A 25,972-nucleotide genomic window follows, 5' to 3' on the forward strand; every position below is an offset into this window, starting at 1 on the left:
GGACTCCGCAACAGCCGGCACCTGACGATGCACCAGCTCATCGACCGGATCGAGAGCGGCGTGATCGACACCGTCGTCGTCGCGATCACCGACATGCAGGGCCGGCTCCAGGGCAAGCGCCTGCACGGCAGGTACTTCATCGACCACGTCGCCGGGCACGGGACCGAGGGGTGCAACTACCTCCTCGCCGTCGACGTCGACATGAACACCGTCGACGGCTACACCATCTCCTCCTGGGAGAAGGGGTACGGCGACATGGAGTTCCGCCTCGACGACCGGACGATCAGAGTGCTGAGCCACCTGCCCGCGACCGCGATGATCCAGTGCGACCTCGTCTGGCCCGACGAGACCCCCGTGGTCCAGTCCCCGCGTGGCATCCTGCGGCGCCAGCTCGACCGGTGCGCCGAGCACGGATGGACGGCGCTGGCGGGCACCGAGCTGGAGTTCATCGCCTTCGACACGACGTACGAGCAGGCCGCCATCGACGGCTACCGCAACCTCACCCCGGTCAACCAGTACAACGTGGACTACTCGATCCTGGGCACCACCCGGATCGAGCCGTTGCTGCGCTCGTTGCGCAACCACATGTACGCCGCCGGGCTGGACGTCGAGGGCGCTAAGGGCGAGTGCAACCTCGGCCAGCACGAGGTGGGGTTCCTCTACGCGGACGCGTTGACGACCGCCGACAACCACGCGGTCTACAAGACAGCGGCCAAGGAGATCGCCGCCCAGCAGGGCAAGGCGATCACGTTCATGGCGAAGTACGACCAGCGCGAGGGCAGCTCCTGCCACATCCACATGTCGCTGCGGGGAACCGACGGCTCGCTGGTCTTCTGGGACCAGGAGACCGGCGAGCGCACCCCGTTGTACGACCACTTCATCGCCGGCGTGCTCGCGACGATCCCCGACTTCACGCTGCTGTACGCACCGAACATCAACTCCTACAAGCGGTTCGCCGACGGCTCCTTCGCACCGACCACGGTCGCCTGGGGCCTCGACAACCGCACCTGCGCGGTCCGGCTCGTCGGGCACGGCCCCTCGGCCCGCATGGAGAACCGGATCCCCGGCGCGGACGTGAACCCCTACCTCGCCCTGGCGGCGATGGTCGCCGGTGGCCTGCACGGCATCGAGAACGAGCTCCCGCTCGAGGACGAGCTGGTCGGCAACGCCTACACCTCGGGCCGCCCGCAGGTGCCGCGCACGATGTCTGCGGCGCGCGACCGGTTCGCCGGCTCCGCGATCGCCCGCGCGGCCCTGGGTGACGAGGTCGTCGACCACTACGTCAACATGGCCGACGTGGAGCTCACGGCGTACGCCGCTGCCGTCACCGACTGGGAGCTCCGTCGAGGATTCGAGAGGCTGTAGTGAGCGTGAGCGACACCTATACCGTCATCAACCCGGCCACCGCCGCGCCGGTCACCAGCGTCCACCTGGCGTCCGTGGCAGAGGCCGACGCGGCGATCGAGCGCGCCCACGCCGCGTTCCCCGCCTGGCGGGCGATGCCGCCAGGCGAGCGAGCGCGGCTGCTGCGCCGCTTCGCGGCCGTGGTCGACGAGCACGTCGAGGAGCTCGCCGAGCTCGAGGTCCGCAACGCCGGGCACACCTGGGGCAACGCCCGGTGGGAGGCCGGCAACGTCCGGGACTGCCTCAACTACTACGCCGGGGCGCCCGAGCGGCTCTTCGGCCGGCAGATCCCCGTGGCCGGCGGCGTCGACATCACCTTCCACGAGCCACTGGGCGTCGTGGGGATCATCGTGCCCTGGAACTTCCCGATGCCGATCGCCGGCTGGGGTTTCGCCCCCGCCCTGGCAGCCGGCAACACCGTGGTGCTCAAGCCGGCGGAGCTCACCCCGCTCACCGCGATCCGCCTGGGCGAGCTCGCGCTCGAGGCCGGCCTGCCCGAGCACGTGCTGACCGTGATCCCCGGCAAGGGCTCGATCGTCGGCGAGCGCTTCGTGACGCACCCGCTGGTGCGCAAGGTCTGCTTCACCGGATCGACCGAGGTCGGCAAGCGGATCATGGCGGGCTGCAGCGAGCAGGTGAAGCGCGTGACGCTCGAGCTCGGCGGCAAGAGCTCCAACATCGTGTTCGCCGACGCCGACATCGACGCCGCGGCCGCAAGCGCGCCGTACGCCGTGTTCGACAACGCCGGGCAGGACTGCTGCGCGCGCTCCCGGATCCTCGTCGAGCGCTCGGCGTACGACGAGTTCCTGTCCAAGCTGCAGCCGGCGGTCGAGGGTCTGCGTGTGCTCGACCCGGGCGACGAGTCCAGTGAGATGGGGCCGCTGATCTCGGCGCACCAGAAGGCCGCGGTCACGGGTTACCTCGACGAGGTCGAGGTGGCGTTCGCCGGCTCCACCCCCGGTGGGGACGGGTTCTGGGTGCCGCCCACGGTCGTCACCATCGACGACCCTGCCACGCGGATCTGGCGCGAGGAGGTGTTCGGGCCCGTGGTCGCGGTGATGCCGTTCGACAACGAGGCGCACGCCATCGAGCTGGCCAACGACACGGAGTACGGCCTGTCCGGCTCGGTCTTCACCAGCGACCTCGGCCGCGGCCTGCGCGTCGCCCGCGGCGTCGAGGCCGGCAACCTCAGCGTGAACTCGCACTCCTCGGTCCGGTACTGGACGCCGTTCGGCGGCTACAAGCAGTCCGGCCTCGGCCGCGAGCTCGGGCCGGACGCCCCCATGGCGTTCACCGAGGAGAAGAACGTCTTCATCAGTCACTAGGAGGAGGGTGGTTGCGATGCTCTCGTCGCTCGCACCTCAACCACCCACACGTAGCCGATCGAGACCCACCCGACCCCACCACCGTCACGGTGGTTGAGGTGCGAGGAGCGCTAGCGACGAGCCTCGAAACCACCACGACAAGGAGTCACACATGGCAGGACGCATCCAGGACCGGGTCGCGGTCATCACCGGCGGCTGCTCGGGCATCGGCCTGGCGACCGTCCGGCGGTTCGTCGCGGAGGGCGCCAAGGTCGTCATCGGCGACATCGACGATGCCCGCGGAGCAGACCTGGTCGAAGAGCTGGGCGGCGCGGCGGTGGCGGCGTACGTCCACGTCGACGTGACTAGCAAGGAGCAGGTCGACGCGCTGTTCCAGACAGCGAAGGACACCTACGGCTCGGTGGACATCGCCTTCAACAACGCCGGCATCAGCCCGCCCGAGGACGACTCCATCCTCGACACCGACCTCGACGCGTGGCGCAAGGTGCAGGAGGTCAACCTCACCAGCGTCTACCTGTGCTGCAAGGCCGCGCTCCCCCACATGCTCGAGCAGGGCAAGGGCTCGATCATCAACACCGCGTCGTTCGTGGCGGTCATGGGGGCGGCGACGTCGCAGATCTCCTACTCCGCCTCCAAGGGCGGGGTGCTCTCGATGACCCGCGAGCTCGGCGTCCAGTTCGCCCGGCAGGGGGTGCGCGTCAACGCGCTCTGCCCCGGGCCGGTGAACACCCCGCTGCTGCAGGAGCTGTTCGCCAAGGACGAGGAGCGCGCGGCCCGGCGCCTGGTGCACGTGCCGATGGGCCGCTTCGGCGAGCCCGAGGAGATGGCCGCCGCGGTGCTGTTCCTCGCCTCGGACGACTCCTCGTTCATGACGGCCAACACCTTCCTGGTCGACGGCGGCATCTCCGGCGCCTACGTCACCCCGCTGTAGCCGTGGTCGTCCCTGTCATCGGGCTCACCACCTATCGCGAGGACGCGGCCTGGGGGGTGTGGCACCAGCGTGCCGACCTGCTGCCGACGCAGTACGCCGCCGCGGTCGAGGAGACCGGCGGCGTACCGGTCTTGCTCCCGCCGGTCGGGAGCACGGGTGCGGCCGACGCGATCGTCGCCCGCCTCGACGGCCTGGTGATCAGCGGCGGCGCGGACGTCGAGCCCGCGCGCTACGGCGCCGACCCGCACCCCCGGACCGTCGGATGGCGAGCCGACCGCGACGCATGGGAGTCCGCGCTGCTCGACGCCGCGGAGGCCGCCGGGCTGCCCGTGCTCGGGGTGTGCCGCGGCATGCAGGTGATGGCGGTGCACGCCGGAGGCAGCCTGGAGCAGCACGTGCCGGACCTGGTCGACCACGAGCAGCACTCCCCCGGTGGCGCGGAGTTCGGGGCGACCACGGTGACCACCAGCCCGGGCACCCGTCTGGCGGGGCTCGTCGGCGACCGGCTCGCCGTCAACTGCCACCACCACCAGTCGGTGCGAGCACATCCGGGGTACGCCGCCGTCGCCCATGCCGAGGATGGCACCCTGGAGGCCATGGAGGCTCCTGGGGAACGGTTCGCGGTCGGGGTGCAGTGGCATCCGGAGACCGCGGCCGACGTCGGGTTGCTCGCGGGACTGGTGCGGGCGGCCGCGGACTACGCTTCCGCTCGATGAGCCACAGCCCCGTCCTGATCAGCGCCCACCGCTGCCTGACCCGGGGCCAGTTCGAGGAGGCGCTGGGGCTCGACGCCGACTTCGTCGAGTTCGACGTCCAGCGCTGCGTCGACGGGCTGCTCGTCGTGCACCACGACCCGGTCTTCGCCTCCGACGCGGGCGACATCGTGATCCCCGAGACCTCAGGGGCGGAGGTCATCGGGCGCGTCCCGGAGCTGGTCACGTACGACGAGGCGCTGGCGATGCTCGCCGGAGTCCGGCGTGCCCACATCGACCTCAAGGCCAGCGCTGCCGGCACGGCGTGCGCCGTCGACGCGGTCGCCCGCGCCGTCGAGGTCCTCGGCCCCCGGGGGTTCGTGGTCACGACGGGCAGCGACCGCGCCGTCAAGGCGATCCGCGACTGGGGCGAGAGCCAGGGCCTGGACCTGCTCGCCGGCCTCTCCCTCGGGCGCAACACCAGGGGGTTCTCCCTCCGTGACCAGATCCGTATCCGGCGCTCCGAGCTGATGCCCGGGCGCCGGGTCCGACGGTCCGGGGCCTCGGTGGTGGTGGCTCACCACTCCCTGGCCCTGCTCGGCGTGGCCCGGTTCTCGCGCCGCCATCGGCTGCCGCTCCTGGTGTGGACCGTCGACACCCCGCGGGCGCTGCGCCACTGGCTGCACCCGGGGCGGGCCTGGATGGTGACCACCAACCACCCGGCGCTCGCCCTCCGGCTCCGCCGCCCTGGAAGAATCCAGTCATGACCAGCGGCGCGTTCGACGAGCTGCTCCCCGACATCCTGGGCGAGCCCTACCTGGCCGAGACGATCAACCTGCCTCCCGACGAGGAAGGCCCGGTCGTGGCCACCCTCGTCGTACGCCGTGCCGCACGACCCACGCGTCGCGCGGTCCTCTACGTCCACGGGTTCGCCGACTACTTCTTCCACACCGAGTTCGCCGAGTGGTGGAACGAGCGGGGCTTCGACTTCTACGCCATCGACCTGCGCAAGTACGGCCGCTCCATCCGCGCGCACCAGACGGCCAACTTCGTCACGGACCTGCGCGACTACTTCGCCGACCTCGATGCGGCGTGGCACCGCATCGTCGAGCGCGACGGCCACGATCAGGTGGTGCTCAGCGCACACTCCACCGGCGGACTGATCGTCCCGCTCTGGGCAGACGAGCGGCGCCCGCGGCTGGCCGGGATGGTGCTGAACTCCCCATGGCTGGACATGCAGGGCGGCATGATGATCCGCACCATCGGGACCCAGATCGTCAAGCGGGTCGGCGCGCGTTCGCCGCGGCGAGTCCTGCCGCGCAAGGTGGAGGGGTTCTACGCGCGCAGCCTCCACATCGACCACGAGGGCGAGTGGGACTTCAACACCGAGTGGAAGCCGCTGGACTCGTGGCCGGTCTACTTCGGGTGGCTCCGGGCGATCCGCGTCGGACACGGCCGGCTCCACCGCGGCCTCGACGTCGGCTGCCCGGTGCTCGTGCTGTCCTCGGGCGGCACCCACTGGCCCAAGGAGATGGGGCCGGACGTGCACAACTTCGACACCGTGCTCGAGGTGCCCCAGATCCGACGCTGGGCGGTCGCGCTCGGCAAGCACGTGACGTACGTGGCGATCGAGGGCGCGCGGCACGACGTGGTGCTCTCGCTGCCCGAGCCGCGCACCGCGGCGTACGCCGCCCTGGACCGGTGGGTCTCCGCGTACGTCGAGTGAGGTCTGTCGGGTTCCTTCCAAGGATCGAGCCTCCGGGTCACTAGCCTGTCCGAGTGCGTGCGACCTCGACCTTCACCGTGTCCGACTGGACTCCCACCGACCCACCCACGGTCGTCGGCGACGTACCTCTGATCACTACCGGCGCGTCCGCCGGGCTCGCGCACATGGTCAAGACGTTCGAGGGTGACCTCTCGGGCCGGTCGATCACCTGGTTCCTGGGCTGTCTCAACCAGGAGACCGGTGTCGGCTCGTACGCCGCACTCGAGGCCGTGGACGCGACGCTGCACGGCCGCGAGGGGCAGTTCAACGTCGTGCACGCGGCGTCGACCCACGGGACCGACCGCTACGACGAGCACTTCACGATCGTGCCCGACAGCGGTGCCGGCGAGCTCGCCGGCATCAGCGGCACTGGGAAGCTGGTCGTCGACGCTGACGGCACGCACCGGTTCGAGCTCGACTACACCCTGGAGAGCTGACCCGCCTCGGCGCGCCCCGCCTCGCTGTCGGGGGACTTCTTCCGCACGGCGTGACGCCGGCTCTGCCCGTGGGCTCCACCCGCATGATGTCCCACGGCCGGCCGGTGGGCGTCCGGGCGTACGGCGACGACTCGATCGCCCCACCCCGGGGCCGTCGCCCGCGGGCGCTCAGACGGCCCTGCCGTCGAAGCGCTCGCGGGTGGCGAGCTCCTCCACTTCGATCCGTCGCAGTTTGGTGAGCTGGCGGACGGGCTTGCCGATCGGCACGACCGCGGCCAGCGCGAACTGATCGGGCACTCCCAGCAGCTCGCGCACGGCCGGCTCCTCCGCGACGGCCATCGTGGTGATGGTGCCGCCGTACCCCTCGTTGCGAGCGGCCAGCAGGAGGTTCCAGACCAGCGGGTAGACCGACGCACCGGCCACCAGCCCGATGCGGTCGAGGTCCTGGTCGGTCGCCGCGACCAGCCCGAGATCCAGCCAGACCACGAGCACCACCGCGGCCGTGAGCACGGGCGTCGTGAACGAGGCAGGCACCTCCGTGGCGGCGATCTCGTCCGGGGTGGGGGTTGGCGGCTGCAGCGGGTTCCAGGGGCTCTGGCCGGCCTTGGCCTGCGCGACGTACCGGCGCACCGCCGGCTCGTTGAGGGCAGCCAGGCGCCGCCGGGTCTCCTGGTCGCGGACGACGACGATCCGGGTGCCCTGGCGATTGCCACCGCTCGGGGCGAAGCGCGCGTTGTCGAGGATGCGGTGCAGCGTCTCGTCCGGCAGTGGCTCGTCGGTGAACTCCCGGACGGCAGGTGTGGTCCGCATGACGTCGTAGAGGTCCATACGTCGAGCCTGCCACTCCACCCACCAACCAAGCGACCGATAGGTTGCCGGCCATGAACCCTGTGATCGGACTGTCCCTCGGCCGGGTCGCGGTCGGCTCGGTGGCGCTCGCCAACCCCGACCTCGCCGCGAAGCTGTTCCAGCTCGACCCGGCCACCAATCCCCAGCTGCCCTACCTGACCCGGCTGTTCGGCTCGCGCGAGATCGCGCTCGGCCTGATCACCCTCCTGGCGCGCGACAAGACCCGCCGCAACGTGGTGCTCGCCGGCATCCTCGTCGACGCCGCCGACGCCGCCACCGGCTACCTCGCCATGCAGGAGGGCACCGTCTCCAAGAAGACCGCCTTCACGCTCATCGGCCCCGCCGTCGGCGCCATCGGCTCCGGGGTGTCCAGCCTGTTCCGCCGTTGATCCTCGATCTGCGGTTGGTGACCGAACGACATCGGTTCTGAGTCGGAGACCCGGTCGACCGCGATCCCTGGCGGTCTGCCGAAACCTCTGTCGTTTGGTCACCAACGACACAGATTCCGGCACCGGACCTGTCGTTGGTGACCAAACGACGACAGAACTGCCGCGGGCCGACGCCCGAACGCGGAGCCGATCAGCCCCAGAGGAAGGCCACGAGGGCGACTACGCCGACGCAGACGATCACGATCCGCAGCGCGGTGGGCGGGAGCCGACGGCCGACGGTGGCGCCGAGCTGGCCGCCGATGACCGAGCCGACGCCGATCAGCAGCACGACCCGCCAGTCGACGTCGGCGACGACGGCGAAGATCAGCCCGGCGACGGCGTTGACGACGGCGGCGAGGATGTTCTTGACGGCGTTGAGCCGCTGGAGCGACTCATCGATCCCGGTGCCGAGCACCGCCATCAGCAGCACGCCCTGGGCGGCGCCGAAGTAGCCGCCGTACACACCGGTGGCCAGCACCCCGGGCCAGACCCACCACGTGCCGTGGTGGGGCAGCCCGCCGGTGGCGTCGTGGCGCCGGGCGACCCAGGCGGAGATCCGGGGCTGGAGGACCACCAGCACCAGACCCAGCAGGATCAGCACCGGCACGATCGCGGCGAACGCTCCGTCAGGCAGCACCAGCAGCAGGATGGCGCCGAGGATCCCGCCGATCAGCGATCCGCCGCACAACCGCAGGACCCGTGAGCGCTGTCCCGCGAGCTCGCGCCGGTAACCGACGGCGCCGGAGACCGATCCGGGGACCAGACCGATGGTGTTGGACACGTTCGCGGTCACCGGCGGCACACCGAACGCCAGCAGGGTCGGGAACGTGATCAGCGTTCCCGACCCCACCACGGTGTTGATGGTTCCGGCGGCGACCCCGGCCAGCAGGACCGCCACGACTTCGTACGGCGTCACGAGGCGGGCGGCTCCTCGGCCGGCGACGGCAGGTCGAGCTGGCCGTCGGCCGGATCGGTGAGGGAGCTCCTGCCCGGGTTGGCCGCCCGGTTGGCCTCGGCGATCGCTGCCTCGACAGCGGCGTTGGTCTGGCTCAGCTGGGAGTCGGGGCCGGAGATGCTGGGCTCTGTCGGGCCCATGTCGACCCGCTTGGCCGGCCCGTCCACGTGCCGCGGGATGCCCTGCAGGTCGGTCATGGTCGACCCGAGCCCCTCGAGTGCCTTGCCGATCTCGCTCGGCACGATCCAGACCTTGTTGGCGTCGCCCTCGGCGATCTTGGGCATCATCTGGAGGTACTGGTAGGCGAGCAGCGACTGGTCAGGGCGCCCGTCGTGGATCGCCTGGAACACGGTCTGGATCGCCTGCCCCTCACCCTGGGCCCGCAAGATCGAGGACTCCCGGTCGGCCTGGGCGCGCAGGATCTGCGACTCACGCGCGCCTTCGGCGTTCAGGATCGAGGACTGCTTCGCGCCCTCGGCGGTGAGGATGGCCGCCTGACGCTGACCCTCCGCCGTGAGGATCACCGCGCGCTTCTCACGATCCGCGCGCATCTGCTTCTCCATCGAGTCCTTGATCGACGGCGGCGGGTCGATGCCCTTCAGCTCCACCCGGTTGACTCGGATGCCCCACTTGCCGGTGGCCTCGTCCAGCACTCCGCGCAGGCCGGAGTTGATCTGGTCGCGGCTGGTGAGGGTCTCCTCGAGATCCATGCCGCCGACGATGTTGCGCAGCGTGGTCATCGTCAGCTGCTCGATGGCCTGGATGTAGTTGGCGATCTCGTACGTCGCCGCGATCGGGTCGGTGACCTGGAAGTAGATGACGGTGTCGATGGACACCACGAGGTTGTCCTCGGTGATCACGGGCTGCGGCGGGAAGCTCACCACCTGCTCGCGCAGGTCGATGATGTAGCGCACCCGGTCGATGAACGGCACCAGCACGTTCAGCCCGGCGGGCAGGGTCTCCTTGTACTTGCCGAAGCGCTCAACGATGCCCGCTCGGGCCTGCGGCACGATGCGGACGGTCTTGGCGAGCAGGACGATCACGAACAGCAGCAGGATCGCCAACAGGATCAGGATCACAGGCACAGGTCTCTCCTTCTATTGGGACGTCACTCGCCGAGCTCCGCCACGGGATGCACGTACGCCGTGGCGCCCCGGATCTCGAAGACCTCCACGGTGGCTCCGGGCTCGATCGTGACGTGCTCGTCGTACGGCGCGGCGGTCCAGGTCTCCCCGTTGACCTTGACCTGACCCACAGCCAGACCGGTGATGCGCTGGGTGACGACCGCACGCTGGCCGATCAGCTTGGTGGTGCCGAGCCGCAGCTCGGGCCCCTGGTGCAGGCGGGCCACCAGGGACGGCCGCACCAGCGCCAGCATCGCGACCGCCGACGCGCCCGCCAGGACGACCTGGACCGGGACCCCGGCACCGAGCGCGGCGGTCAGCATGCCGACCAGCGCCCCCGCCGCCAGCATGACCAGGACGAGGTCGAGGCTCACCAGCTCAGCCATGGCCAGCGCGGCGGCGATCCCCAGCCACGCCGCCCAGGCATGCTCCCCCAGCCAGTCCATGGACCGACCCTATCCCCGCAACGGTCTCAGCGCGCTACAGGTGGCGGGTGCGTCGGCGGGCGCTCCATCGACCGGCGTCGTGGCGCAGCACCAGCGACATCCCGAACGTCGCCGCGAGGTTCTCCTCGGTGACCACCTCGGCAACAGGCCCAGCGGCCACCACCTGCCCGCGGCGCAGCAGCAGCGCGTGGGTGAACCCGGGCGGGATCTCCTCGACGTGGTGCGACACCAGCACGGTCGCCGGTGACGCGGGGTCCGCGGCGAGCACCGACAGCGTGGACACCAGGTCCTCACGGCCGCCCAGGTCCAGACCCGCGGCCGGCTCGTCGAGCAACAGCAGCTCCGGGTCGGCCATCAGCGCCCGGGCGATCTGCACCCGCTTGCGCTCGCCCTCGCTGAGCGTGCCGAACGTGCGGTCGACCAGGTGGACGGCGCCGACTTCGGTCAGCAGCTGACCGGCCCGCTCGTGGTCGAGGTCGTCGTAGGCCTCGCGCCAGCGCCCGACCACGCCGTACGACGCCGAGACCACCACGTCGTGCACCCGCTCGCTGCGCGGGATCCGCTCGGCGAGCGCGGCGCTGGTGAGCCCGATCCGCGGGCGCAGCTCGAACACGTCGACGGTCCCGAGCACCTCGTCGAGGATGCCGGCGACCCCCGAGGTCGGGTGGATCTGTGCGGACGCGACCTGGAGCAGGGTGGTCTTCCCCGCACCGTTGGGCCCGAGGATCACCCACCGGTCGCCCTCCTCGACGCGCCACGACACGCGGTCGAGCAAGGTGGCCTGTCCGCGCCGGATGGTCACCTCGACGAAGTCCAGCACGGCGGTCATACCGAGCACCCTATCGACCGCGTGTGCGGGCCTCGCGGCGTATCCTCACCGGCCGTGACCACCCTCCTGCCGCCGTCCGCGCGCCTCGCGTGGTGGGGCACCGCGTGGCTCACGGGCCACACCGTGACCGACCTGCTCGTGGACGCCGTGCTCGACGGCGACGCGACCCATGCGGTCGCCGGGCTTCCCGGTGCGGACGGCACGGAGACCCTGGTCGGCGCTCTCGCCCGGCTGCGCGCGCTGGGCGCGACCGGTTTCGGGGCGGCCTTCCCCGCCGAGGGCGACCCGGTCGGTCTGGGAGGTCCACCCGCGTTCAACGCGGATGCCCTCGAGGCCGGAGAGGCCGTGGTGGTCCTCGGCGTCGGTGTCGGCCTCGTCCCCCACCGCACCGGTGCGGCGACCGTCTGGACCGCCCACCCGGCGCAGCGACGCCAGCTCCCGGACGTCGGCGAGGCCGATCGGGACCTGCGCAACGCCCTCCTGACCTCCGCGGAGCTGCTCGCCCGGCTCGATGTCGCCCGATGGCGCCCGGAGGTGGCCGACCAGCTGATGAACCTCCGCCACCGCCCGGGCCTCGCGGCTCCCGACGGCGTCCCGGCCCGGTGCGTCGACCTCGCCGGCCGCGGCCTCCAAGCGACGGCGATCGTCGAGCTCGCGCTGGAGGACGAGGGCGGCGCGGTGTCGGCGTACGAGATCGAGGAGCGGCGCGCCGCACTGGTCCCTCTGGACCGGGCCGGTCGGCGCGCACTGGTGGCGGCCTGCTCCCCCGAGGCATGGCCCCCGGCGTGACTCCCTGCGGTCGCGATAGCCTCGGCGACTGAGATGACTGACCTGCACACCGGGCGCAGACCGGAGACCCTGCTCATCACGCTGACCGGCAAGGACCGCCCGGGCGTGACGTCCTCGGTGTTCAGCACCCTCTCCGGGGCCGGGGTCGAGGTCCTCGACATCGAGCAGATCGTGCTTCGCGGCCGGTTGATCCTCGGTGTCCTGGTCACCGCGCCGCACCACGTGGCCCGGGTCACCGACGCCCTGCAGGAGACGGCGTCCGAGCTGGGCATGAACATCGACATCGAGCGCGGTGTCGGCGACAACCGGGCGCGCCGTGACGGCCGTTCGCACGTGACGATCATCGGGTCTCCGTTGCGCGCCGCGGCGATGGGCGCCGTCGCGGGCCGGATCGCCGACGCGGGCGCCAACATCGACCGCATCGAGCGGATGGCCCGCTACCCGGTCACCGCGATCGACCTGCACGTCTCGGGCGTCGAGACCAGCGCCCTGCGCACGGTGCTGGCGGCGGAGGCGGTGCGGCAAGGCGTCGACATCGCGGTGCAGCCCGCCAGCCTGCTGCGCCGTGGCGCCCGCCTGATCGTGATGGACGTCGACTCCACGCTCATCCAGGGCGAGGTCATCGAGATGCTCGCGGCGCACGCGGGTTGCGAGGCCGAGGTCGCGGCCGTCACCGAGTCCGCGATGCGCGGCGAGATCGACTTCGCGGAGTCCTTGCGCTCACGCGTCGCTCTCCTGGAGGGCGTGCCCGAGACCGCCCTCGACGAGGTGTACGACGCGATCGTGCTCGCCCCGGGCGCGCGAACGATGGTCCGGACCCTGCGACGGCTGGGCTACCACTTCGCGATCGTCTCGGGGGGGTTCACGCAGATCACCGACCGGCTGGCCGCCGACCTCGAGATCGACTACGCGCGCGCCAACGAGCTGGAGATCGCGGACGGGAAGCTGACCGGCCGGATCGCCGGCCCGATCGTCGACCGGGCCGGCAAGGCCGCTGCGCTCCGCGAGTTCGCCGAGGCGGCGGGTGTTGCCGAGGCGGCGGTGATCGCCATCGGCGACGGCGCCAACGACCTCGACATGCTCAACGCCGCCGGGCTCGGCATCGCCTACAACGCCAAGCCGCTGGTCCGCGACGCCGCCGACACCGCCGTCAACGTGCCCTACCTCGACGCGATCTTGTACCTGCTCGGCATCTCGCGCGAGGACGTCGAGGCCGCCGACGCCGAGGCCGGCTTCGTGACCCCGTCGCCTCCGATCTGAGGCTAGTGGGGTGTGTTCGAGGCCCTTGGACGGTTGGCGTGGTCAGGGTGTGTGCATCGCAAGGCGGCCGAGCGCAGGACTACCGGGCGTAGCTCGAGCGAGGCCAACGCAGCGAGGTGCGTGCCATGGCCGCGCGAAGCGCGGAAGGACCTCGGACACGCGTCACTAGCCGCGGCCGACGTGGAACCCGACCAGCCGCGCGGTTCCCTCGGCCAGGTCGGCCCACGAACCGTGGTGCTCGAAGACCGCGATCGCGCCGGTGGGGTACCCCTCCAGCATCTCCTCGGCGAGCTCGGGTTCGCCGTCGCCGTCGTCGAGCAGCTGGGCGAGCACGGCGATCGTCGGGTTGTGGCCGATCACGAGCAGCCGGCGTACGTCGTCGTCGACCTCGCGGACCAGGTCCAGCGCGGTGTCGGGCCCCGCGGCGTAGAGCCCGCGGTCGACCTCGGGCTCCAGGTCCCAGTCGGCGGCCGCAGCCGTGCTCGTCCACGTCTCACGAGTGCGGAGAGCCGCCGACACGAGTGCGTGGTCGGGCTCGAAACCCTCGCCGCTGAGCCACTCACCCACGGCGGCGGCGTCACGGCGACCGCGCTCGGCGAGCGGTCGGTCGAAGTCGCTGGGGCCGTGCTGCTCGGCCTTGGTGTGGCGCATCAGGGCGATCAGCCGCGTCGAGCTCCCGGTTGGCATCTGCACGGCACAACTCTGGCAGCCCCCGCAAGAGCTGTCATGCCCCGGGCCGCCGTCAACGAGCCCGCTCGTCGCGCCTCTCCTGGAGCCGCTGCTGGGCCGCGGCGAGGTAGGCCAGGCACGGAGCGTCCTCGCCTGGGTGCTTCTCGGTCAGGTGGAACGCCCACCGGTCCATCGCGGCCAGGTAGCCGTTGTCCTCGCCGGGGCGGTACGTCGACCACGTCCGGCCGTCACGGACGACACACGTGGCGCAGCTGATCCGGTAGAGGAACCTCTCCTCGGCGTCCAGGTCGATCTTGACGCTCGCGAGGGTCCCCGCCTCGGCGGCGGCCTTCCGCTCCCGGGCGGAGCGGGTGGCGGTCACTCCGCGTCCGCTCCGGGCACGATCCGCAGGTCGCGCACGGCCCCGCCGTCGAGTGCGGCGAGCGCCGCCTGGTAGGCCGGACTCTCGTGGGCCGCGCGAGCGGCCTCGACCGAGGCGAACTCGATGACCACCGTGCGGGTGCGCTCGCCGGCCTCGTAGACCGCCTCGGGCAGCCCCCGGACCAGGAAGGTGCCGCCCGCGTCGCGCAGCGCAGGACCGGCCAGCTCGGCGTACGCCGCGACCTTGGCCTCGTCGGTGACCTCGTCGTAGATGCTGATCCAGTAGGCGCTCATGACCTCAGCCTCCCATCGCGTGGAAGCCGCCGTCGACGTGGACGATCTCGCCGGTGGTCGCGGGGAAGAAGTCCGAGAGCAGCGCGCAGACCGCCTTGGCGGTGGGCTCCTGGTCGGAGTTGTCCCAGCCCAGAGGCGCGCGCTCGCCCCACATCTGGTCGAGCGCCTCGTAGCCGGGGATCGCCTTGGCGGCGAGGGTCTTGAGCGGTCCGGCGGACACCAGGTTGACCCGGATGCCCTCCCGACCGAGGTCGCGCGCCAGGTAGCGCGAGCACGACTCGAGAGCGGCCTTCGCCACGCCCATCCAGTCGTACGCCGGCCAGGCGACGGTCGCGTCGAACGTCAGCCCGACCACCGAGCCACCCTCACCCATCAGCGGCCGGCAGGCCTCCGCCAGCGACTTCAGGGAGTATGCCGACACCTGCACCGCCTGCGCCACGTCCGGCCACGGGCCGGTCAGGAACTTGCCGCCCAGCAAGGTCTCGGGATTGCCGTAGGCGATCGAGTGCACGACGCCGTCGAGCCCGTCGACGTGCTCACGGACCAGCTCGGGCAGCCGCGCCAGGTGCTCCTCGTCGGTGACGTCGAGCTCCAGCACGGCGGGCTCGACGGGCAGCCGCCGGGCGATCCGCCGGGTGATGCCGAGTGCGCGGCCGAAGTTGGAGATCAGCACGGTGGCGCCCTGCTCCTGGGCGACCTTGGCGGTCGCGAACCCGATCGAGGTGTCCATCGTGACCCCGGCGACCAGGATCCGCTTGCCGTCGAGAATGCCCATGGTTCAGTGCCCCATTCCGAGTCCACCGTCGACCGGGATGACCGCCCCGGTGACGTACGCCGCGCCGTCGCTGGTCAGCCACAGCACCGTCTTCGCGATCTCCTGCGGCGTGCCGTACCGGCCGAGCGGCACCTGCGCCTTGATCGCGGCCTTCTGCTCGTCGCTGAGCACCGCCGTCATGTCGGTCTCGACGAACCCCGGTGCGACGACGTTCGCCGTGATCGACCGCGATCCCAGCTCCCGCGCGATCGACCGGGCCATGCCCACCAGGCCCGCCTTGGAGGCGGCGTAGTTGACCTGGCCCGCCGACCCGAGCAGGCCGACCACCGAGGAGATGAAGACGATCCGGCCCCGACGCAGCCGCAGCATCCCCTTCGAGGCGCGCTTGGCCAGCCGGAACGACGCGGTCAGGTTGGTGTCGAGGACACCGGCCCAGTCCTCCTCGCTCATCCGCAGCAGCAGTGTGTCGGCAGTGACCCCCGCGTTGGCCACCAGCACCTCCACCGGGCCGTGCGCCTCCTCCACCTCGGCGAAGGCCGCCTCGACCTGCGCGGGGTCGGTGATGTCGCACCGGACGTCCAGCGCGCCGTCGGGCGCGCCACCGGTGCGGGTGGTCACCGCCACCCGGTCGCCGTTGGCGACGTACGCCTCGGCGATCGCGCGGCCGATGCCCCGGTTGCCGCCGGTCACCAGCACGGACCTCGGCCCGTTCGTGGGGGATGCGTGGGTCTCGCTCACGTCAGGTGACGCTAGCGACTACTGGTCGGTACGCCGAACCGGTCCCGCCGCTGGAGACCGTCAGTCGTCCTCGAGCCGGAAGCCGACCTTGATACCCACCTGGAAGTGCTCGACGACCCCGTCCTTGACCTGGCCACGGACCTGGGTGACCTCGAACCAGTCGAGGTGGCGCAGCGTGCGGCCGGCACGCTCGATACCGTTGCGGATCGCCTCGTCGATGCCGTCGGGCGAGGTGCCGACGATCTCGGACACGCGGTAGGTGCGGTTGGTCATGGGTGCCTCCAGGTGCGGACGTGGCTGCGGACGTGGGTGGGCCGAGCCTACCGACGTAGGCTGGACGGCATGGCCCGGGAGCTGCGCCGCCGCCGCGAGGAGGCCGTCCGCATCACGACCGCGGCGTCCAGCCGCGACGAGGAGATCTCCGCGCGCCAGCGCCGCTACGTCTTCTCGATGGCCATCCGCACGATCTGCTTCGTCGCGGCCGTCGCCGTCGGCGGCGGGTGGCTGCGTTGGGTGCTCGTGGGCGCCGCGGTGCTGCTGCCGTACGTCGCCGTGGTGATGGCTAATGCCACCGCTTCGAGATCCGACGGGCTGGATCTGCTCGACAACGAGTACGGCGGCAACGAGCTGGGACCGGCGACGGAATCCGGTGGAACGTCCTCCTCGGACGTGCTTTGAGAACCGGGCCACCCGTGACAGAATCAGCCGCGCGAGCCGGGTCTCCCCCGTCTCGGTTCGCAACGGTGCCGGACGGCTTCCCCCGTGGCTGTCCGGCACCGTTCTCATGTCCAGAAGGAGCACCGTGACCGACCCTCTGCCCGACGATCTCGAGGGCCCGGACGGTCCCGCGACCTGCTCGGCCAAGCGCTGTCAGGCGCCCGCGACGTGGCAGCTGCTGTGGAACAACCCCAAGCTGCACACGCCCGACCGGCGCAAGGTGTGGCTGGCGTGTGACGAGCACCGCCAGTCGCTCATCGACTTCCTGGGCAAGCGTGGGTTCCTCAAGGACGTGGTCCCCCACGTCTGACCGGCGTCCCTCCCTCGGGCGTCGCGGGGTCCTCGCCGGAGGACTGGCCGGAGGACTGGCCGCCGGGGTGGTCGCCGTGGGTTCCCCGGTCGCAGGCCGGGTCGCCGCTCGCCCGGCGGTGCCGCGGGTCCTGGTCGTCGGGGCCGGTCTGGCCGGCCTGACCGTCGCCCACCGGCTGCGGCTCCGCACGGGGTGGCCGGTCGTCCTGCACGAGGCTCGCGACCGGGTGGGCGGACGGGTGCTGACCGTGCGGGACCTGCCGGGCGGGCTCACCTGTGAGGCGGGCGGCACGTTCATCAGCACCGGGGACGCCGCGATCCGGCACCTCGCGCGGGAGCTGCACGTCCCGCTCGTCGATCTGGACCCGATCTGGCCGCGCGGTGGATATGCCTACCACTTCGGCGGCCACGACCTGACCCGCGCGGAGACCTTCCGGGGCCAGCGAGATGCCGCCCGGGCCGCGGCACGCCGACTGCACGGGCTGCCCTGGCCGGTCCGGCACGGCGAGCGCCACCCCGACGTGGTCCGGCTCGACCGGCTGAGCTTCGCCGAGTGGATCGACCGGGTCGTGACCCCGCGCGCACCGGACTACGCCGCCTACCTCCGGGTCCTCCTCGAGAGCGACTACACCGCTCCGGTGGACGAGGCGAGTGCGCTCATGGTCCTCGGCGAGCTGGCGCGGCCGGGTCGCAGCTACGACGAGCGGTTCGTCGTCGCCGGTGGCACCGACACCCTGACCAGCACCCTCGCCGCGGGCCTGCCCGAGGGCTCCGTGCGCCTGGGCTCGGCCCTCGTCGCGCTGCGCCGCCGCACCCACGGCTACCGGCTCACGTTCGAGGAGAACAGGACGACCACCGACGTCGACGCCGACGCTGTGGTCCTGGCGCTGCCGTTCGCGGCCCTGCGCGACGTCGACCTGTCCGGGAGCGGCTTCTCGCGGGTGAAGCTGCGTGCGATCCGCGCCCTCGGCATGGGAGTGGCCTTGAAGGCCAATCTCGTGTTCCGCGGCACGCCCTGGCAGCCCGCCAGCAGCGGGGAGTCGGTCTCCGACCTGGTGCCCGGATGGACCTGGCCGGGCCGCCCGGGCCAGCACCCGAGCCCCGACGCGGGGTTCTCCCTGCTCGTGTCCCTCACCGGCGCCTCGGTCCTGCCGGACGTCGCGGGCGCGCCGGTGCACGGTCTCGCCCCGCGCCGGCTGGCAGACGCCTACCTGCGCGACCTCGAGACGATCTTCCCCAGCACGCGCTCGGCGTACGCCGGGGTGACGCGCGTGGACCGGTGGGACGCGGACCCGTGGACGCGCGGCACCTACTCCTACTACCGGGCCGGCACGATGACCGAGATCGCCGGAGCCGAGGCGCTCCCGGAGGGGCCCGCGTTCTTCGCGGGTGAGCACACCGCCCGCTACACCAACCGGTCCACGATGAACGGCGCGGTGTGGTCCGGCGAGCGCGCGGCCCGAGCGGTCGAGCGGTTCCTCCGCGTTCGCTGAGACGGCGGTCGGCCCCGGCGGGCGGTGGGTGATCCACCCGGGCGGAGGCGCGGGAGGTGGATGGGGCACCGCCGGCCCGCGACTGGCGGTCGGCCCCGGCGGGCGGCCCCGGCGGGCGGTGGGTGATCCACCTGGGCGGAGGCGCGGGAGGTGGATGGGGCACCGCCGGCCCGCGACCGGTGGTCGGCCCCGGCGGGCGGCCCCGGCGGGCGGTGGGTGATCCACCTGGGCGGAGGCGCGGGAGGTGGATGGGGCACCGCCGGCCGCGACCGGTGACGCGGAGGTCTTCACGTGCATGGGCGGGAACTTCGTCTCCGCCGCGCTCGAGTCGGGTCAGCCCCCGATGGCCGACATCGGCCGATCGGGCTGGAGGAACGAGGGGTCGTCGATCCCGTGGCCGGCGCGCTTGCCGCGCATCGCCACGACCCAACGCTCGGCGATCACGTCGTCGGACGCGCCGGCGCGCAGCGCCGTACGGAGGTCGGACTCCTCACGGGCGAACAGGCAGTTGCGGACCTGGCCGTCGGCGGTGAGCCGCACTCGGTCGCAGTCGCCGCAGAACGGCCGCGTGACGGAGGCGATCACACCGACGGTGGCGGGGCCGCCGTCGACGCGGAACAGCTCGGCGGGGGCACTCCCCCGCGGCTCCGCCGCCGGCTGGAGGTCGAACTCGCTCTCCAGCCGCTCGAAGATCTCGTCCGCGGTCACCATCTCCTTGCGGTTCCACACGTGCTGGGCATCCAGCGGCATCTGCTCGATGAATCGGAGCTGGTAACCCTCGGCGATCGCCCAGCGCAGCAGCTCGGGTGCCTGCTGGTCGTTCTGGTCGCGCATGAGCACGGCGTTCACCTTCACCGGGCCCAGCCCGGCGTCGCGTGCCGCCGCGAGCCCGTCGAGCACGTCCTGCAGGCGGTCGCGCCGGGTGATCGCGTGGAAGGTCTCTCGCCGGATGCTGTCCAGGCTGACGTTGACCCGGTCGAGACCCGCCTCGGCGAGAGCAGGGGCGACCCGCGCCAGGCCGAGCGCATTGGTGGTGAGCGAGGTCTCGACGGTGGGGTCGATCTCGTGCGTACGCCGGACGATGTCGACCAGTCCCCGGCGGACGAGCGGCTCGCCGCCGGTGAAGCGGACCTCCCGGATGCCGAGCAGCTCGACCCCGATCCGGACCAGCCGCACGACCTCGTCGTCGCTGAGCACGGAGTCGTCGGGGAGCCAGTCGAGGCCCTCGGCGGGCATGCAGTAGGAGCAGCGGAGGTTGCAGCGGTCGGTCAGCGAGACGCGCAGGTCGGTGGCGACCCGCCCGTAGCGGTCCGAGAGCGGTCTCGTGTGCGGCACCACTGCAGTGTAGGCATCCCTGGGCGGATGGCCGCCAGCTGAGGACCGCCGGATAGCCTCGGTGGGTGCGGTCGTTGCGATTCCTGCTGAGTCGGCGGTGGCTGCTGTTCGCGTTCGTGGTCGTGCTGCTCTGCTACTCCGCCTGGTGGCTGGGCGAGTGGCAGTTCGGCCGCCTCGCCGACCGCAAGGCGTCCAACGCGGTGGTCCGGACCAACGAGGAGCGGTCCCCCGCACCCGTGGCCGACGTGCTCGCTCCCGGGCGAGCGGTCACCGAGTCGGACGAGTGGCGGGTGGTGACCGCAACCGGCACCTACGACGCGGCCGACACGGTGATCGTGCGCTACCGCACCCGCGACGGTGCGTCCGGCATCGACGTCGTGGTGCCGCTCGTCACCCCTGACGGCGCCGCGCTGCTCGTCGACCGCGGGTGGATGGCGTCCGACAACCGGGGCACCGGACCCGAGGACGTCCCCTCCCCGCCGAGCGGCGAGGTCACCGTCGAGGGCTGGGTGCGCACCGACGCCGAGGGCGACAGCACGGCGGTCGACGACCACTCGACCCGGGCGATCTCGAGCACGAAGATCGGCGATGAGCTCGATCGCACGGTCTACGGCGGGTTCGTCGAGCTGAAGTCCGAGGACGGCCAGCCGGCCGACGGGTTGGAGCCGGTCGAGCTGCCCGAGCTCGACAACGGGCCGCACTTCTTCTACGGACTCCAGTGGTGGTTCTTCGGGATCCTCGCGGCCTTCGGATTCGTCTACCTCGCGTTCGACGAGTGGCGCAGCCGCCAGCGGGGCGAGCAGCCTGCCCGGGTCGAGGCGGGGGCCGAGCGCGGACGACGACGTAGCGCGAAGAACGCCCACAAACAGGCGGTGCGGGCGGCGTACGAGCGGGCCTGGGAGGAGGAGCGCCGCCAGCGCGCGCAGGCCACGCGACCTCAGAGCGCGCGCAGCATGCCGCCGTCGACCGGCACCATCGAGCCCGACACGAACGACGCGGCCGGCGAGAGCAGGAACGCTGCCACCCGGCCGAACTCCTCCGGCACTCCGTAGCGGCGCAGCGGGATCGAGGCGAGGGCCGCCGCGCGCGCGGCTGCGGGATCTACGGAGGCTGCGTCGAGCTCGGCCACCCGCTCGGTGCCGACCCGCCCGGGCAGCAGGCCGTTGACGCGGATGCCGCGCGGTCCGAGCTCGTCGGCCAGGGTCTTGGCGATCATCGCGAGACCCGGGCGCAGGCCGTTGGAGATCGCGAGGTCGGCGATCGGCGCGCGGACGCTCGACGAGAGCACGAACGCGATCGACCCACCCGCCGGCAGCACCTCGGCCACCTCCCGGGCCAGGCGCACGGCGCCAAGGAACACGGACTCGAAGGCCGCGGTCCACTGGGCGTCGGTGATCTCGGTGACCCCGCCCTTCGGCGGGCCGCCGACGCTCACGAGCGCGCCGTCGACGCGGCCCCAGCGCTGTTGAGCCGCGGCGATGAGGCGCCCCGGCGTGCCCGGGTCGGCGTTGTCGGCGACGACGCCCTCGGCCCGCTCGCCGAGCTCGGCCACGGCGCGGTCGACCGTGTCGGAGCTCCGGCTCGACACCACGACGCGGGCTCCCTCCGCGACGAGCACCTCGGCGGTCGCGCGGCCTAGCCCGCGGGCCCCACCGGTGACGAGGAAGACGCGGTCGGTCAGCTCGAGGTCCATGGGGTCACACCGCCGCGGGCGGCTGGTCCTCGATGAACTGGGTGCGGTAGAGGTCGGCGTACAGGCCCCCGCTCGCCAGCAGCTCGGCGTGCGTGCCGGACTGGACGATGCGCCCCTGGTCGACCACGAGGATCTGGTCGGCGTTGCGCACCGTGGAGAGCCGGTGTGCGATCACGAGCGACGTCCGTCCCTCGAGCGCCGCGTCCAGGGCTCGCTGCACGGCCGCCTCCGACTCGCTGTCGAGATGGGCCGTCGCCTCGTCGAGCACCACGATGGCCGGTGCCTTGAGCAGCAGCCGGGCGATCGCGAGCCGCTGGCGCTCACCTCCGGAGAGCCGGTAGCCGCGGTCGCCGACGACGGTGTCGAGCCCGTCGGGCAGGGCCCGGACCAGGCTCGCGATCTGTGCCGCCTCGAGCGCCGCCCACACCTCGGGGTCGGCCGCACCGGGCCGGGCATAGAGCAGGTTGGCCCGGATGGTGTCGTGGAACATGTGGGCGTCCTGGGTCACGTAGCCCACGACGTCCTCGAGGGACTGCAGGGTGACGTCTCGTACGTCGTGCCCGCCCACCCGCACGGTCCCGGAGCCCACGTCGTAGAGCCGGGCGACCAGGTGGGTGATCGTGGTCTTGCCGGCACCCGAGGGTCCGACGAGCGCGACCATCTGGCCGGGCTCGGCCGTGAACGTGATGTCGGTCAGCACCGGTCCCGAGTCGCGTGACTCGGTGCGAGCGACCACCTCGAGCGAGGCGAGCGAGATCTCGTCGGCACGCGGGTAGGCGAACGCGACGTGGTCGAACTCGAGCCGGGCAGCGGTGCGGGGCAGCACGACCGCGTCGGCACGCTCCTGGATCAGCGAGGGCAGGTCGAGCACCTCGAAGACCCGCTCGAAGCTGACCAGCGCGGTCATCACGTCGATGCGGACGTTGGACAGGCTCTGGAGCGGGCCGAGCAGCCGCAGCAGCAGCGTCGCGAGCGCGATCACCGTGCCCACCGTGAGGGTCTTGTCGACGGCCAGGTGGCCGCCCACGCCGTACACGAGCGCGGTCGCGAGCGCGGGGACTGCCATCATCGCCGCCCCGAAGAGCCGGGTGAGCAGCGAGATGCGGACCCCGAGGTCGCGCACCCGCGCGGCCTTGGTCGCGAACAGCGCGTCCTCCTCGCTGCGTCGGCCGAAGAGCTTGAGCAGCATCGCGCCGCCGACGTTGAACCGCTCGGTCATCGCGTTGCCCATGTCGGCGTTGCCGTCCATCTGGTCGCGGGTGAGACCGGCGAGCCGGCCGCTGACCCACCGCGACACGAGCACCAGCAGCGGGAAGATCGCCAGGCAGAGCAACGTCACCTGCCAGCTCAGCGCGAGCATCGTGATGCCGACGACGATCACCGAGATCGTGCTGGCCACGGTGGTCGACAGGGTGGAGGTGAACGCGCGCTGCGCGCCGATCACGTCGTTGTTGAGCCGAGAGACCAACGCGCCCGTCTGGGTGCGGGTGAAGAAGGCGAGGGACTGGCGCTGCACGTGCCCGAACACCCGCGTGCGCAGGTCGTAGATCAGCCCCTCACCGATCCGTGAGGACAGCCAGCCCTCTCCGACGGCCAGCACCGCGCTCACCAGCGCCGTCGCGGCCATCGCGATCGCCAGGACCGTGATGAGCCCCTGGTCGCCACGCTTGATGCCGTCGTCGATGATGCTCTTGGCCAGGAGGGGCGTCACGACGACCATGCCCGCATCGATCACGGTCAGCGCCAGGAAGATGCCGATCAGCCGGCGGTGCGGCTGGGCGAAGCCCAGGACCCGGCGTACGGTGCCGCGCTCGATGCGGTTGTGGACGACGCTGCGGTCCGACCGCAGCAGCCGCCAGGCCGCCCCTCCGCCATGCATTCCCGACACGTTCTGCCTCCCTGTTGCTCCTGCTGCCGAACCTGCTCAGCCCCCCATGAGCGCCGCGAGCTCGCGGAACCGGCGGGTCTGAGCCTCACGCTCGAGGCGCCGCTGGTCGTCGAGGCTACGGTCCGCCGCCCCCTGCAGCAGTTCCTTGGTCTCGCGGACCGCGCCCGCCAGCGGGGCGGTCAGCGCGCCGACCAGGTCGGCGACGGTCGCGTCCAGCTCGTCGGCGGGTACGGCGGTCAACGCGAGCCCGATCGCCACGGCCTCCTCGGCCCCGACCATCCGGGCGGTCGCGCAGATCTCCAGCGCCCTCGCGTAGCCAACAAGCTCGACCAGCGGCTTTGTTCCCGTGAGGTCGGGGACCAGCCCCAGCGCGGACTCCTTCATGCACAGCTGGGCATCGTCGGCCAGCACACGCAGGTCACAGGAGAGCGCCAGCTGGAAGCCGGCGCCGATCGCGTAGCCCTGAACCGCGGCCACCGACACGAACCGCGGGTCGCGGAGGAACGTGAAGCCCTGCTGGTAGGCGTCGATCGTGGCGGAGACCTCTGCGTCCGAGAGGCCCAGCAGGTCAGCCACCGACTCCTGGCCCGAGGCGTTGGTCGGGTCGAGCATCGTGCGGTCGAGGCCGGCCGAGAACGAGTGACCCGACCCGCGCAGCACCACCACCCGTACGTCGTCCGGGATCTCCCGGCCCAGGTCGGCCAGCGCCCGCCACATCGTGGGGGTCTGGGCGTTGCGTACGTCGGGGCGGTGCAACGTGATCGCGGCGACCGGGCCGGTCACGTCGTACTGGAGTCCGGCCTGCTCGAGGGTCTCGAGGTTCATGCCCCTGAAACTAGTTGCACTCAGGCGAGCGAGACGAGGTCGGCGTACTCCGCGTTCCAGAGATCTTCGACACCATCGGGCAGGATCAGAACCCGGTCGGGCTCCAGGGCCAGCACCGCACCCTCGTCGTGGGTGACCAGCACGATCGCGCCCTCGTAGGTGCGGATCGCGGCCAGCACCTCCTCGCGCGATGCGGGATCGAGGTTGTTGGTCGGCTCGTCGAGCAGCAGCACGTTGGCGCTCGAGACGACCAGTGCTGCGAGAGCCAGTCGGGTCTTCTCCCCGCCCGAGAGCACCCGGGCTGGCTTGTGCGCGTCCTCGCCGGAGAAGAGGAACGACCCGAGCACCGAGCGCGCCTCGGTGTCGGTGAGCTGCGGGGCGGAGCTCTGCATGTTCTCCAGCACCGTGCGGTCCACGTCGAGGGTCTCGTGCTCCTGGGCGTAGTAGCCGATCTTGAGGCCGTGCCCGGGGACCACCTCACCCGTGTCGGGCTGGTCCACACCCGCGAGCATCCGCAGCAGGGTCGTCTTCCCTGCACCGTTGAGGCCGAGGATCACCACCCGCGAACCCTTGTCGATCGCGAGGTCGACGTCGGTGAAGACCTCGAGCGAGCCATAGGACTTGGACAGCTCGGTCGCGGTGAGCGGGGTCTTGCCGCACGGAGCCGGTGCCGGGAACTTGATCCGAGCCACCTTGTCCGACTGGCGCTCGCCCTCGACCCCGGCGAGCAGCTTCTCGGCCCGCTTGAGCATCGACTGCGCGGCCTGGGCCTTCGTGGCCTTGGCGCGCATCTTGTTGGCCTGGTCGGTGAGCGTCTTGGCCTTGTTCTCCGCGTTCATCCGCTCGCGCTTGCGGCGCTTCTCGTCGGTCTCGCGCTGGGTCAGGTAGGACTTCCAACCCATGTTGTAGACGTCGATCTCGCCGCGATTGGCGTCGAGGTGCAACACCTTGTTGACGGTCGCCTCGAGCAGGCCGGTGTCGTGGCTGATCACGATCAGCCCGCCGCGGTGGGCCTTGAGGAAGTCGCGCAGCCACACGATCGAGTCGGCGTCGAGGTGGTTGGTGGGCTCGTCGAGCAGCAGCGTCTCGGCGCCGGAGAACAGGATCCGTGCCAGCTCCACACGCCTGCGCTGACCGCCCGAGAGGGTCTTGAGCTGCTGGTGCAGCAGCCGCTCGTCCAGCCCCAGGCTGTGCGCGATCTGCGCGGCCTCGGACTCGGCGGCGTAGCCACCGCCGGCGTGCAGCTCGGCGTCGGCGCGCTCGTAGCGGCGCATCGCCTTGTCCCGGACGCCCGCGTCGTCACTGCCCATGTCGGCCTCGGCCTGCCGGAGCCGGCGTACGACGTCGTCGAGGCCGCGCGCGGAGAGGATCCGGTCGCGCGCGAGCACCTCGGGGTTGCCGATGCGCGGGTCCTGGGGCAGGTAGCCGACCTCGCCGGTCGTCTGCACCGTGCCCGCGGCCGGCAACGCCTCGCCGGCGAGGATCTTGGTGAGCGTGGTCTTGCCGGCGCCGTTGCGACCGACCAGACCGACCTTGTCACCGGCGGCGACCCGGAAGCTGACGTTCTCCATCAGGAGACGTGCGCCGGCACGGACCTCCAGGTTGTGAGTGACGATCATGA

At 71.7% G+C, this 25,972-nt stretch carries 30 protein-coding genes; 14 read left to right on the forward strand and 16 right to left on the reverse strand.

What is annotated here, in order from left to right; genetic code table 11:
* The first annotated feature begins 27 nt into the window (after window positions 1-27).
* The 7 genes from AC3ANS_RS10880 to AC3ANS_RS10910 all read left to right on the forward strand — a co-directional run bounded on the left by AC3ANS_RS10880 (window position 28) and on the right by AC3ANS_RS10910 (window position 6,554).
* Entirely contained in the window at window positions 28-1,365 is a 1,338-nt protein-coding gene (locus AC3ANS_RS10880) for a glutamine synthetase family protein (protein WP_488296477.1), read from the forward strand.
* A complete protein-coding gene (locus AC3ANS_RS10885; protein WP_488296174.1) occupies window positions 1,365-2,729 on the forward strand; it encodes an aldehyde dehydrogenase family protein in 1,365 nt (454 codons plus the stop codon). Before AC3ANS_RS10880 ends, AC3ANS_RS10885 begins: the two co-directional genes overlap by 1 nt.
* A 151-nt stretch (window positions 2,730-2,880) precedes the next feature.
* A complete protein-coding gene (locus tag AC3ANS_RS10890) occupies window positions 2,881-3,660 on the forward strand; it encodes a 3-oxoacyl-ACP reductase (protein ID WP_488296175.1) in 780 nt (259 codons plus the stop codon).
* A gap of 2 nt (window positions 3,661-3,662) precedes the next feature.
* The gene (locus tag AC3ANS_RS10895) at window positions 3,663-4,376 is read left to right on the forward strand and encodes a gamma-glutamyl-gamma-aminobutyrate hydrolase family protein (protein WP_488296176.1); all 714 of its coding nucleotides are present in this window, start codon (window positions 3,663-3,665) and stop codon (window positions 4,374-4,376) included.
* The gene (locus AC3ANS_RS10900) at window positions 4,373-5,119 is read left to right on the forward strand and encodes a glycerophosphodiester phosphodiesterase (RefSeq protein ID WP_488296177.1); all 747 of its coding nucleotides are present in this window, start codon (window positions 4,373-4,375) and stop codon (window positions 5,117-5,119) included. The genes AC3ANS_RS10895 and AC3ANS_RS10900 overlap by 4 nt, the downstream gene beginning before the upstream one ends.
* Window positions 5,116-6,078, forward strand: coding sequence for an alpha/beta hydrolase (locus AC3ANS_RS10905; protein WP_488296178.1), 963 nt, complete (start codon window positions 5,116-5,118; stop codon window positions 6,076-6,078). The genes AC3ANS_RS10900 and AC3ANS_RS10905 overlap by 4 nt, the downstream gene beginning before the upstream one ends.
* A 53-nt stretch (window positions 6,079-6,131) precedes the next feature.
* Window positions 6,132-6,554 (forward strand): DUF3224 domain-containing protein, encoded by a 423-nt coding sequence (locus AC3ANS_RS10910; RefSeq protein WP_488296179.1) that lies wholly within the window; start codon window positions 6,132-6,134, stop codon window positions 6,552-6,554.
* Window positions 6,555-6,722: 168 nt separating this feature from the next.
* Here AC3ANS_RS10910 and AC3ANS_RS10915 read toward each other — a convergent pair whose 3' ends face one another.
* Entirely contained in the window at window positions 6,723-7,382 is a 660-nt protein-coding gene (locus AC3ANS_RS10915; RefSeq protein ID WP_488296180.1) for a nitroreductase family protein, read from the reverse strand.
* A 53-nt stretch (window positions 7,383-7,435) separates the two neighbouring features.
* Here AC3ANS_RS10915 and AC3ANS_RS10920 point away from each other — a divergent pair, with 53 nt between their 5' ends.
* On the forward strand, window positions 7,436-7,792 hold the full coding sequence (locus AC3ANS_RS10920) for a DUF4267 domain-containing protein (RefSeq protein WP_284535658.1): 357 nt from the start codon (window positions 7,436-7,438) through the stop codon (window positions 7,790-7,792).
* 190 nt (window positions 7,793-7,982) lie between these two features.
* Here the strand turns inward: AC3ANS_RS10920 and AC3ANS_RS10925 are convergent, their stop codons facing one another.
* From AC3ANS_RS10925 to AC3ANS_RS10940, 4 genes are read right to left on the reverse strand one after another with little or no spacing between them, the layout of a single operon-like run.
* A complete protein-coding gene (locus AC3ANS_RS10925) occupies window positions 7,983-8,747 on the reverse strand; it encodes a sulfite exporter TauE/SafE family protein (protein ID WP_488296181.1) in 765 nt (254 codons plus the stop codon).
* Window positions 8,744-9,871 (reverse strand): SPFH domain-containing protein, encoded by a 1,128-nt coding sequence (locus AC3ANS_RS10930; protein WP_488296182.1) that lies wholly within the window; start codon window positions 9,869-9,871, stop codon window positions 8,744-8,746. Before AC3ANS_RS10930 ends, AC3ANS_RS10925 begins: the two co-directional genes overlap by 4 nt.
* 23 nt (window positions 9,872-9,894) lie before the next feature.
* Entirely contained in the window at window positions 9,895-10,356 is a 462-nt protein-coding gene (locus AC3ANS_RS10935; protein ID WP_488296183.1) for an NfeD family protein, read from the reverse strand.
* A gap of 34 nt (window positions 10,357-10,390) precedes the next feature.
* A complete protein-coding gene (locus AC3ANS_RS10940; RefSeq protein WP_488296184.1) occupies window positions 10,391-11,185 on the reverse strand; it encodes an ABC transporter ATP-binding protein in 795 nt (264 codons plus the stop codon).
* 54 nt (window positions 11,186-11,239) lie between these two features.
* Here AC3ANS_RS10940 and AC3ANS_RS10945 point away from each other — a divergent pair, with 54 nt between their 5' ends.
* Together AC3ANS_RS10945 and serB are read left to right on the forward strand one after the other, a co-directional pair.
* Complete coding sequence (locus AC3ANS_RS10945) at window positions 11,240-11,974, forward strand: hypothetical protein (protein ID WP_488296185.1); 735 nt, start codon at window positions 11,240-11,242, stop codon at window positions 11,972-11,974.
* A 33-nt stretch (window positions 11,975-12,007) separates the two neighbouring features.
* Window positions 12,008-13,234: a phosphoserine phosphatase SerB gene (gene serB / locus AC3ANS_RS10950; protein WP_488296186.1), complete on the forward strand. Its 1,227-nt coding sequence runs from the start codon at window positions 12,008-12,010 to the stop codon at window positions 13,232-13,234.
* A 165-nt stretch (window positions 13,235-13,399) separates the two neighbouring features.
* Here serB and AC3ANS_RS10955 read toward each other — a convergent pair whose 3' ends face one another.
* The 6 genes from AC3ANS_RS10955 to AC3ANS_RS10980 are packed head-to-tail and all read right to left on the reverse strand — an operon-like array spanning window position 13,400 to window position 16,364.
* Window positions 13,400-13,921 carry a SixA phosphatase family protein gene (locus tag AC3ANS_RS10955; RefSeq protein ID WP_488296478.1) on the reverse strand — a complete coding sequence of 174 codons (522 nt, stop codon included), beginning with the start codon at window positions 13,919-13,921 and terminating at the stop codon, window positions 13,400-13,402.
* A 55-nt stretch (window positions 13,922-13,976) separates the two neighbouring features.
* Window positions 13,977-14,285, reverse strand: coding sequence for a hypothetical protein (locus AC3ANS_RS10960; RefSeq protein WP_488296187.1), 309 nt, complete (start codon window positions 14,283-14,285; stop codon window positions 13,977-13,979).
* Window positions 14,282-14,578, reverse strand: coding sequence for a DUF1330 domain-containing protein (locus AC3ANS_RS10965; protein WP_488296188.1), 297 nt, complete (start codon window positions 14,576-14,578; stop codon window positions 14,282-14,284). The genes AC3ANS_RS10960 and AC3ANS_RS10965 overlap by 4 nt, the downstream gene beginning before the upstream one ends.
* A 4-nt stretch (window positions 14,579-14,582) precedes the next feature.
* Window positions 14,583-15,353 carry an enoyl-ACP reductase FabI gene (gene fabI / locus AC3ANS_RS10970; protein WP_488296189.1) on the reverse strand — a complete coding sequence of 257 codons (771 nt, stop codon included), beginning with the start codon at window positions 15,351-15,353 and terminating at the stop codon, window positions 14,583-14,585.
* Between the two features lie 3 nt (window positions 15,354-15,356).
* Window positions 15,357-16,091, reverse strand: a complete 735-nt coding sequence (fabG, locus tag AC3ANS_RS10975) for a 3-oxoacyl-ACP reductase FabG (RefSeq protein ID WP_488296190.1) — start codon at window positions 16,089-16,091, stop codon at window positions 15,357-15,359.
* Window positions 16,092-16,151: 60 nt separating this feature from the next.
* Window positions 16,152-16,364: a dodecin gene (locus AC3ANS_RS10980; protein WP_488296191.1), complete on the reverse strand. Its 213-nt coding sequence runs from the start codon at window positions 16,362-16,364 to the stop codon at window positions 16,152-16,154.
* Window positions 16,365-16,433: 69 nt separating this feature from the next.
* Between AC3ANS_RS10980 and AC3ANS_RS10985 the strand changes: the two genes are divergently transcribed.
* The 3 genes from AC3ANS_RS10985 (at window position 16,434) to AC3ANS_RS10995 (ending at window position 18,610) form a co-directional block, all read left to right on the forward strand.
* Window positions 16,434-16,769: a DUF3099 domain-containing protein gene (locus tag AC3ANS_RS10985; RefSeq protein ID WP_488296192.1), complete on the forward strand. Its 336-nt coding sequence runs from the start codon at window positions 16,434-16,436 to the stop codon at window positions 16,767-16,769.
* Between the two features lie 124 nt (window positions 16,770-16,893).
* Complete coding sequence (locus AC3ANS_RS10990; protein ID WP_488296193.1) at window positions 16,894-17,118, forward strand: hypothetical protein; 225 nt, start codon at window positions 16,894-16,896, stop codon at window positions 17,116-17,118.
* 76 nt (window positions 17,119-17,194) lie between these two features.
* Window positions 17,195-18,610: a flavin monoamine oxidase family protein gene (locus AC3ANS_RS10995; RefSeq protein ID WP_488296194.1), complete on the forward strand. Its 1,416-nt coding sequence runs from the start codon at window positions 17,195-17,197 to the stop codon at window positions 18,608-18,610.
* A gap of 333 nt (window positions 18,611-18,943) precedes the next feature.
* Here AC3ANS_RS10995 and moaA read toward each other — a convergent pair whose 3' ends face one another.
* Window positions 18,944-19,948, reverse strand: coding sequence for a GTP 3',8-cyclase MoaA (gene moaA, locus AC3ANS_RS11000; protein ID WP_488296195.1), 1,005 nt, complete (start codon window positions 19,946-19,948; stop codon window positions 18,944-18,946).
* 62 nt (window positions 19,949-20,010) lie between these two features.
* Here moaA and AC3ANS_RS11005 point away from each other — a divergent pair, with 62 nt between their 5' ends.
* Entirely contained in the window at window positions 20,011-20,997 is a 987-nt protein-coding gene (locus AC3ANS_RS11005; RefSeq protein ID WP_488296196.1) for an SURF1 family cytochrome oxidase biogenesis protein, read from the forward strand.
* Here AC3ANS_RS11005 and AC3ANS_RS11010 read toward each other — a convergent pair.
* Genes AC3ANS_RS11010 through AC3ANS_RS11025 form a run of 4 tightly spaced genes read right to left on the reverse strand, consistent with a single transcriptional unit; the run spans window position 20,883 to window position 25,970 of the window.
* Entirely contained in the window at window positions 20,883-21,638 is a 756-nt protein-coding gene (locus tag AC3ANS_RS11010; protein ID WP_488296197.1) for an SDR family oxidoreductase, read from the reverse strand. The two genes, AC3ANS_RS11005 and AC3ANS_RS11010, sit on opposite strands and share 115 nt — an antisense overlap.
* Before the next feature lie 4 nt (window positions 21,639-21,642).
* The gene (locus AC3ANS_RS11015) at window positions 21,643-23,517 is read right to left on the reverse strand and encodes an ABC transporter ATP-binding protein (RefSeq protein WP_488296479.1); all 1,875 of its coding nucleotides are present in this window, start codon (window positions 23,515-23,517) and stop codon (window positions 21,643-21,645) included.
* A gap of 45 nt (window positions 23,518-23,562) precedes the next feature.
* Window positions 23,563-24,351, reverse strand: a complete 789-nt coding sequence (locus AC3ANS_RS11020) for an enoyl-CoA hydratase/isomerase family protein (RefSeq protein ID WP_488296198.1) — start codon at window positions 24,349-24,351, stop codon at window positions 23,563-23,565.
* Between the two features lie 20 nt (window positions 24,352-24,371).
* Complete coding sequence (locus tag AC3ANS_RS11025; RefSeq protein ID WP_488296199.1) at window positions 24,372-25,970, reverse strand: ABC-F family ATP-binding cassette domain-containing protein; 1,599 nt, start codon at window positions 25,968-25,970, stop codon at window positions 24,372-24,374.
* Window positions 25,971-25,972 lie beyond the last annotated feature (2 nt).

The organism is Nocardia sp. 149-1B, from assembly GCF_057747975.1.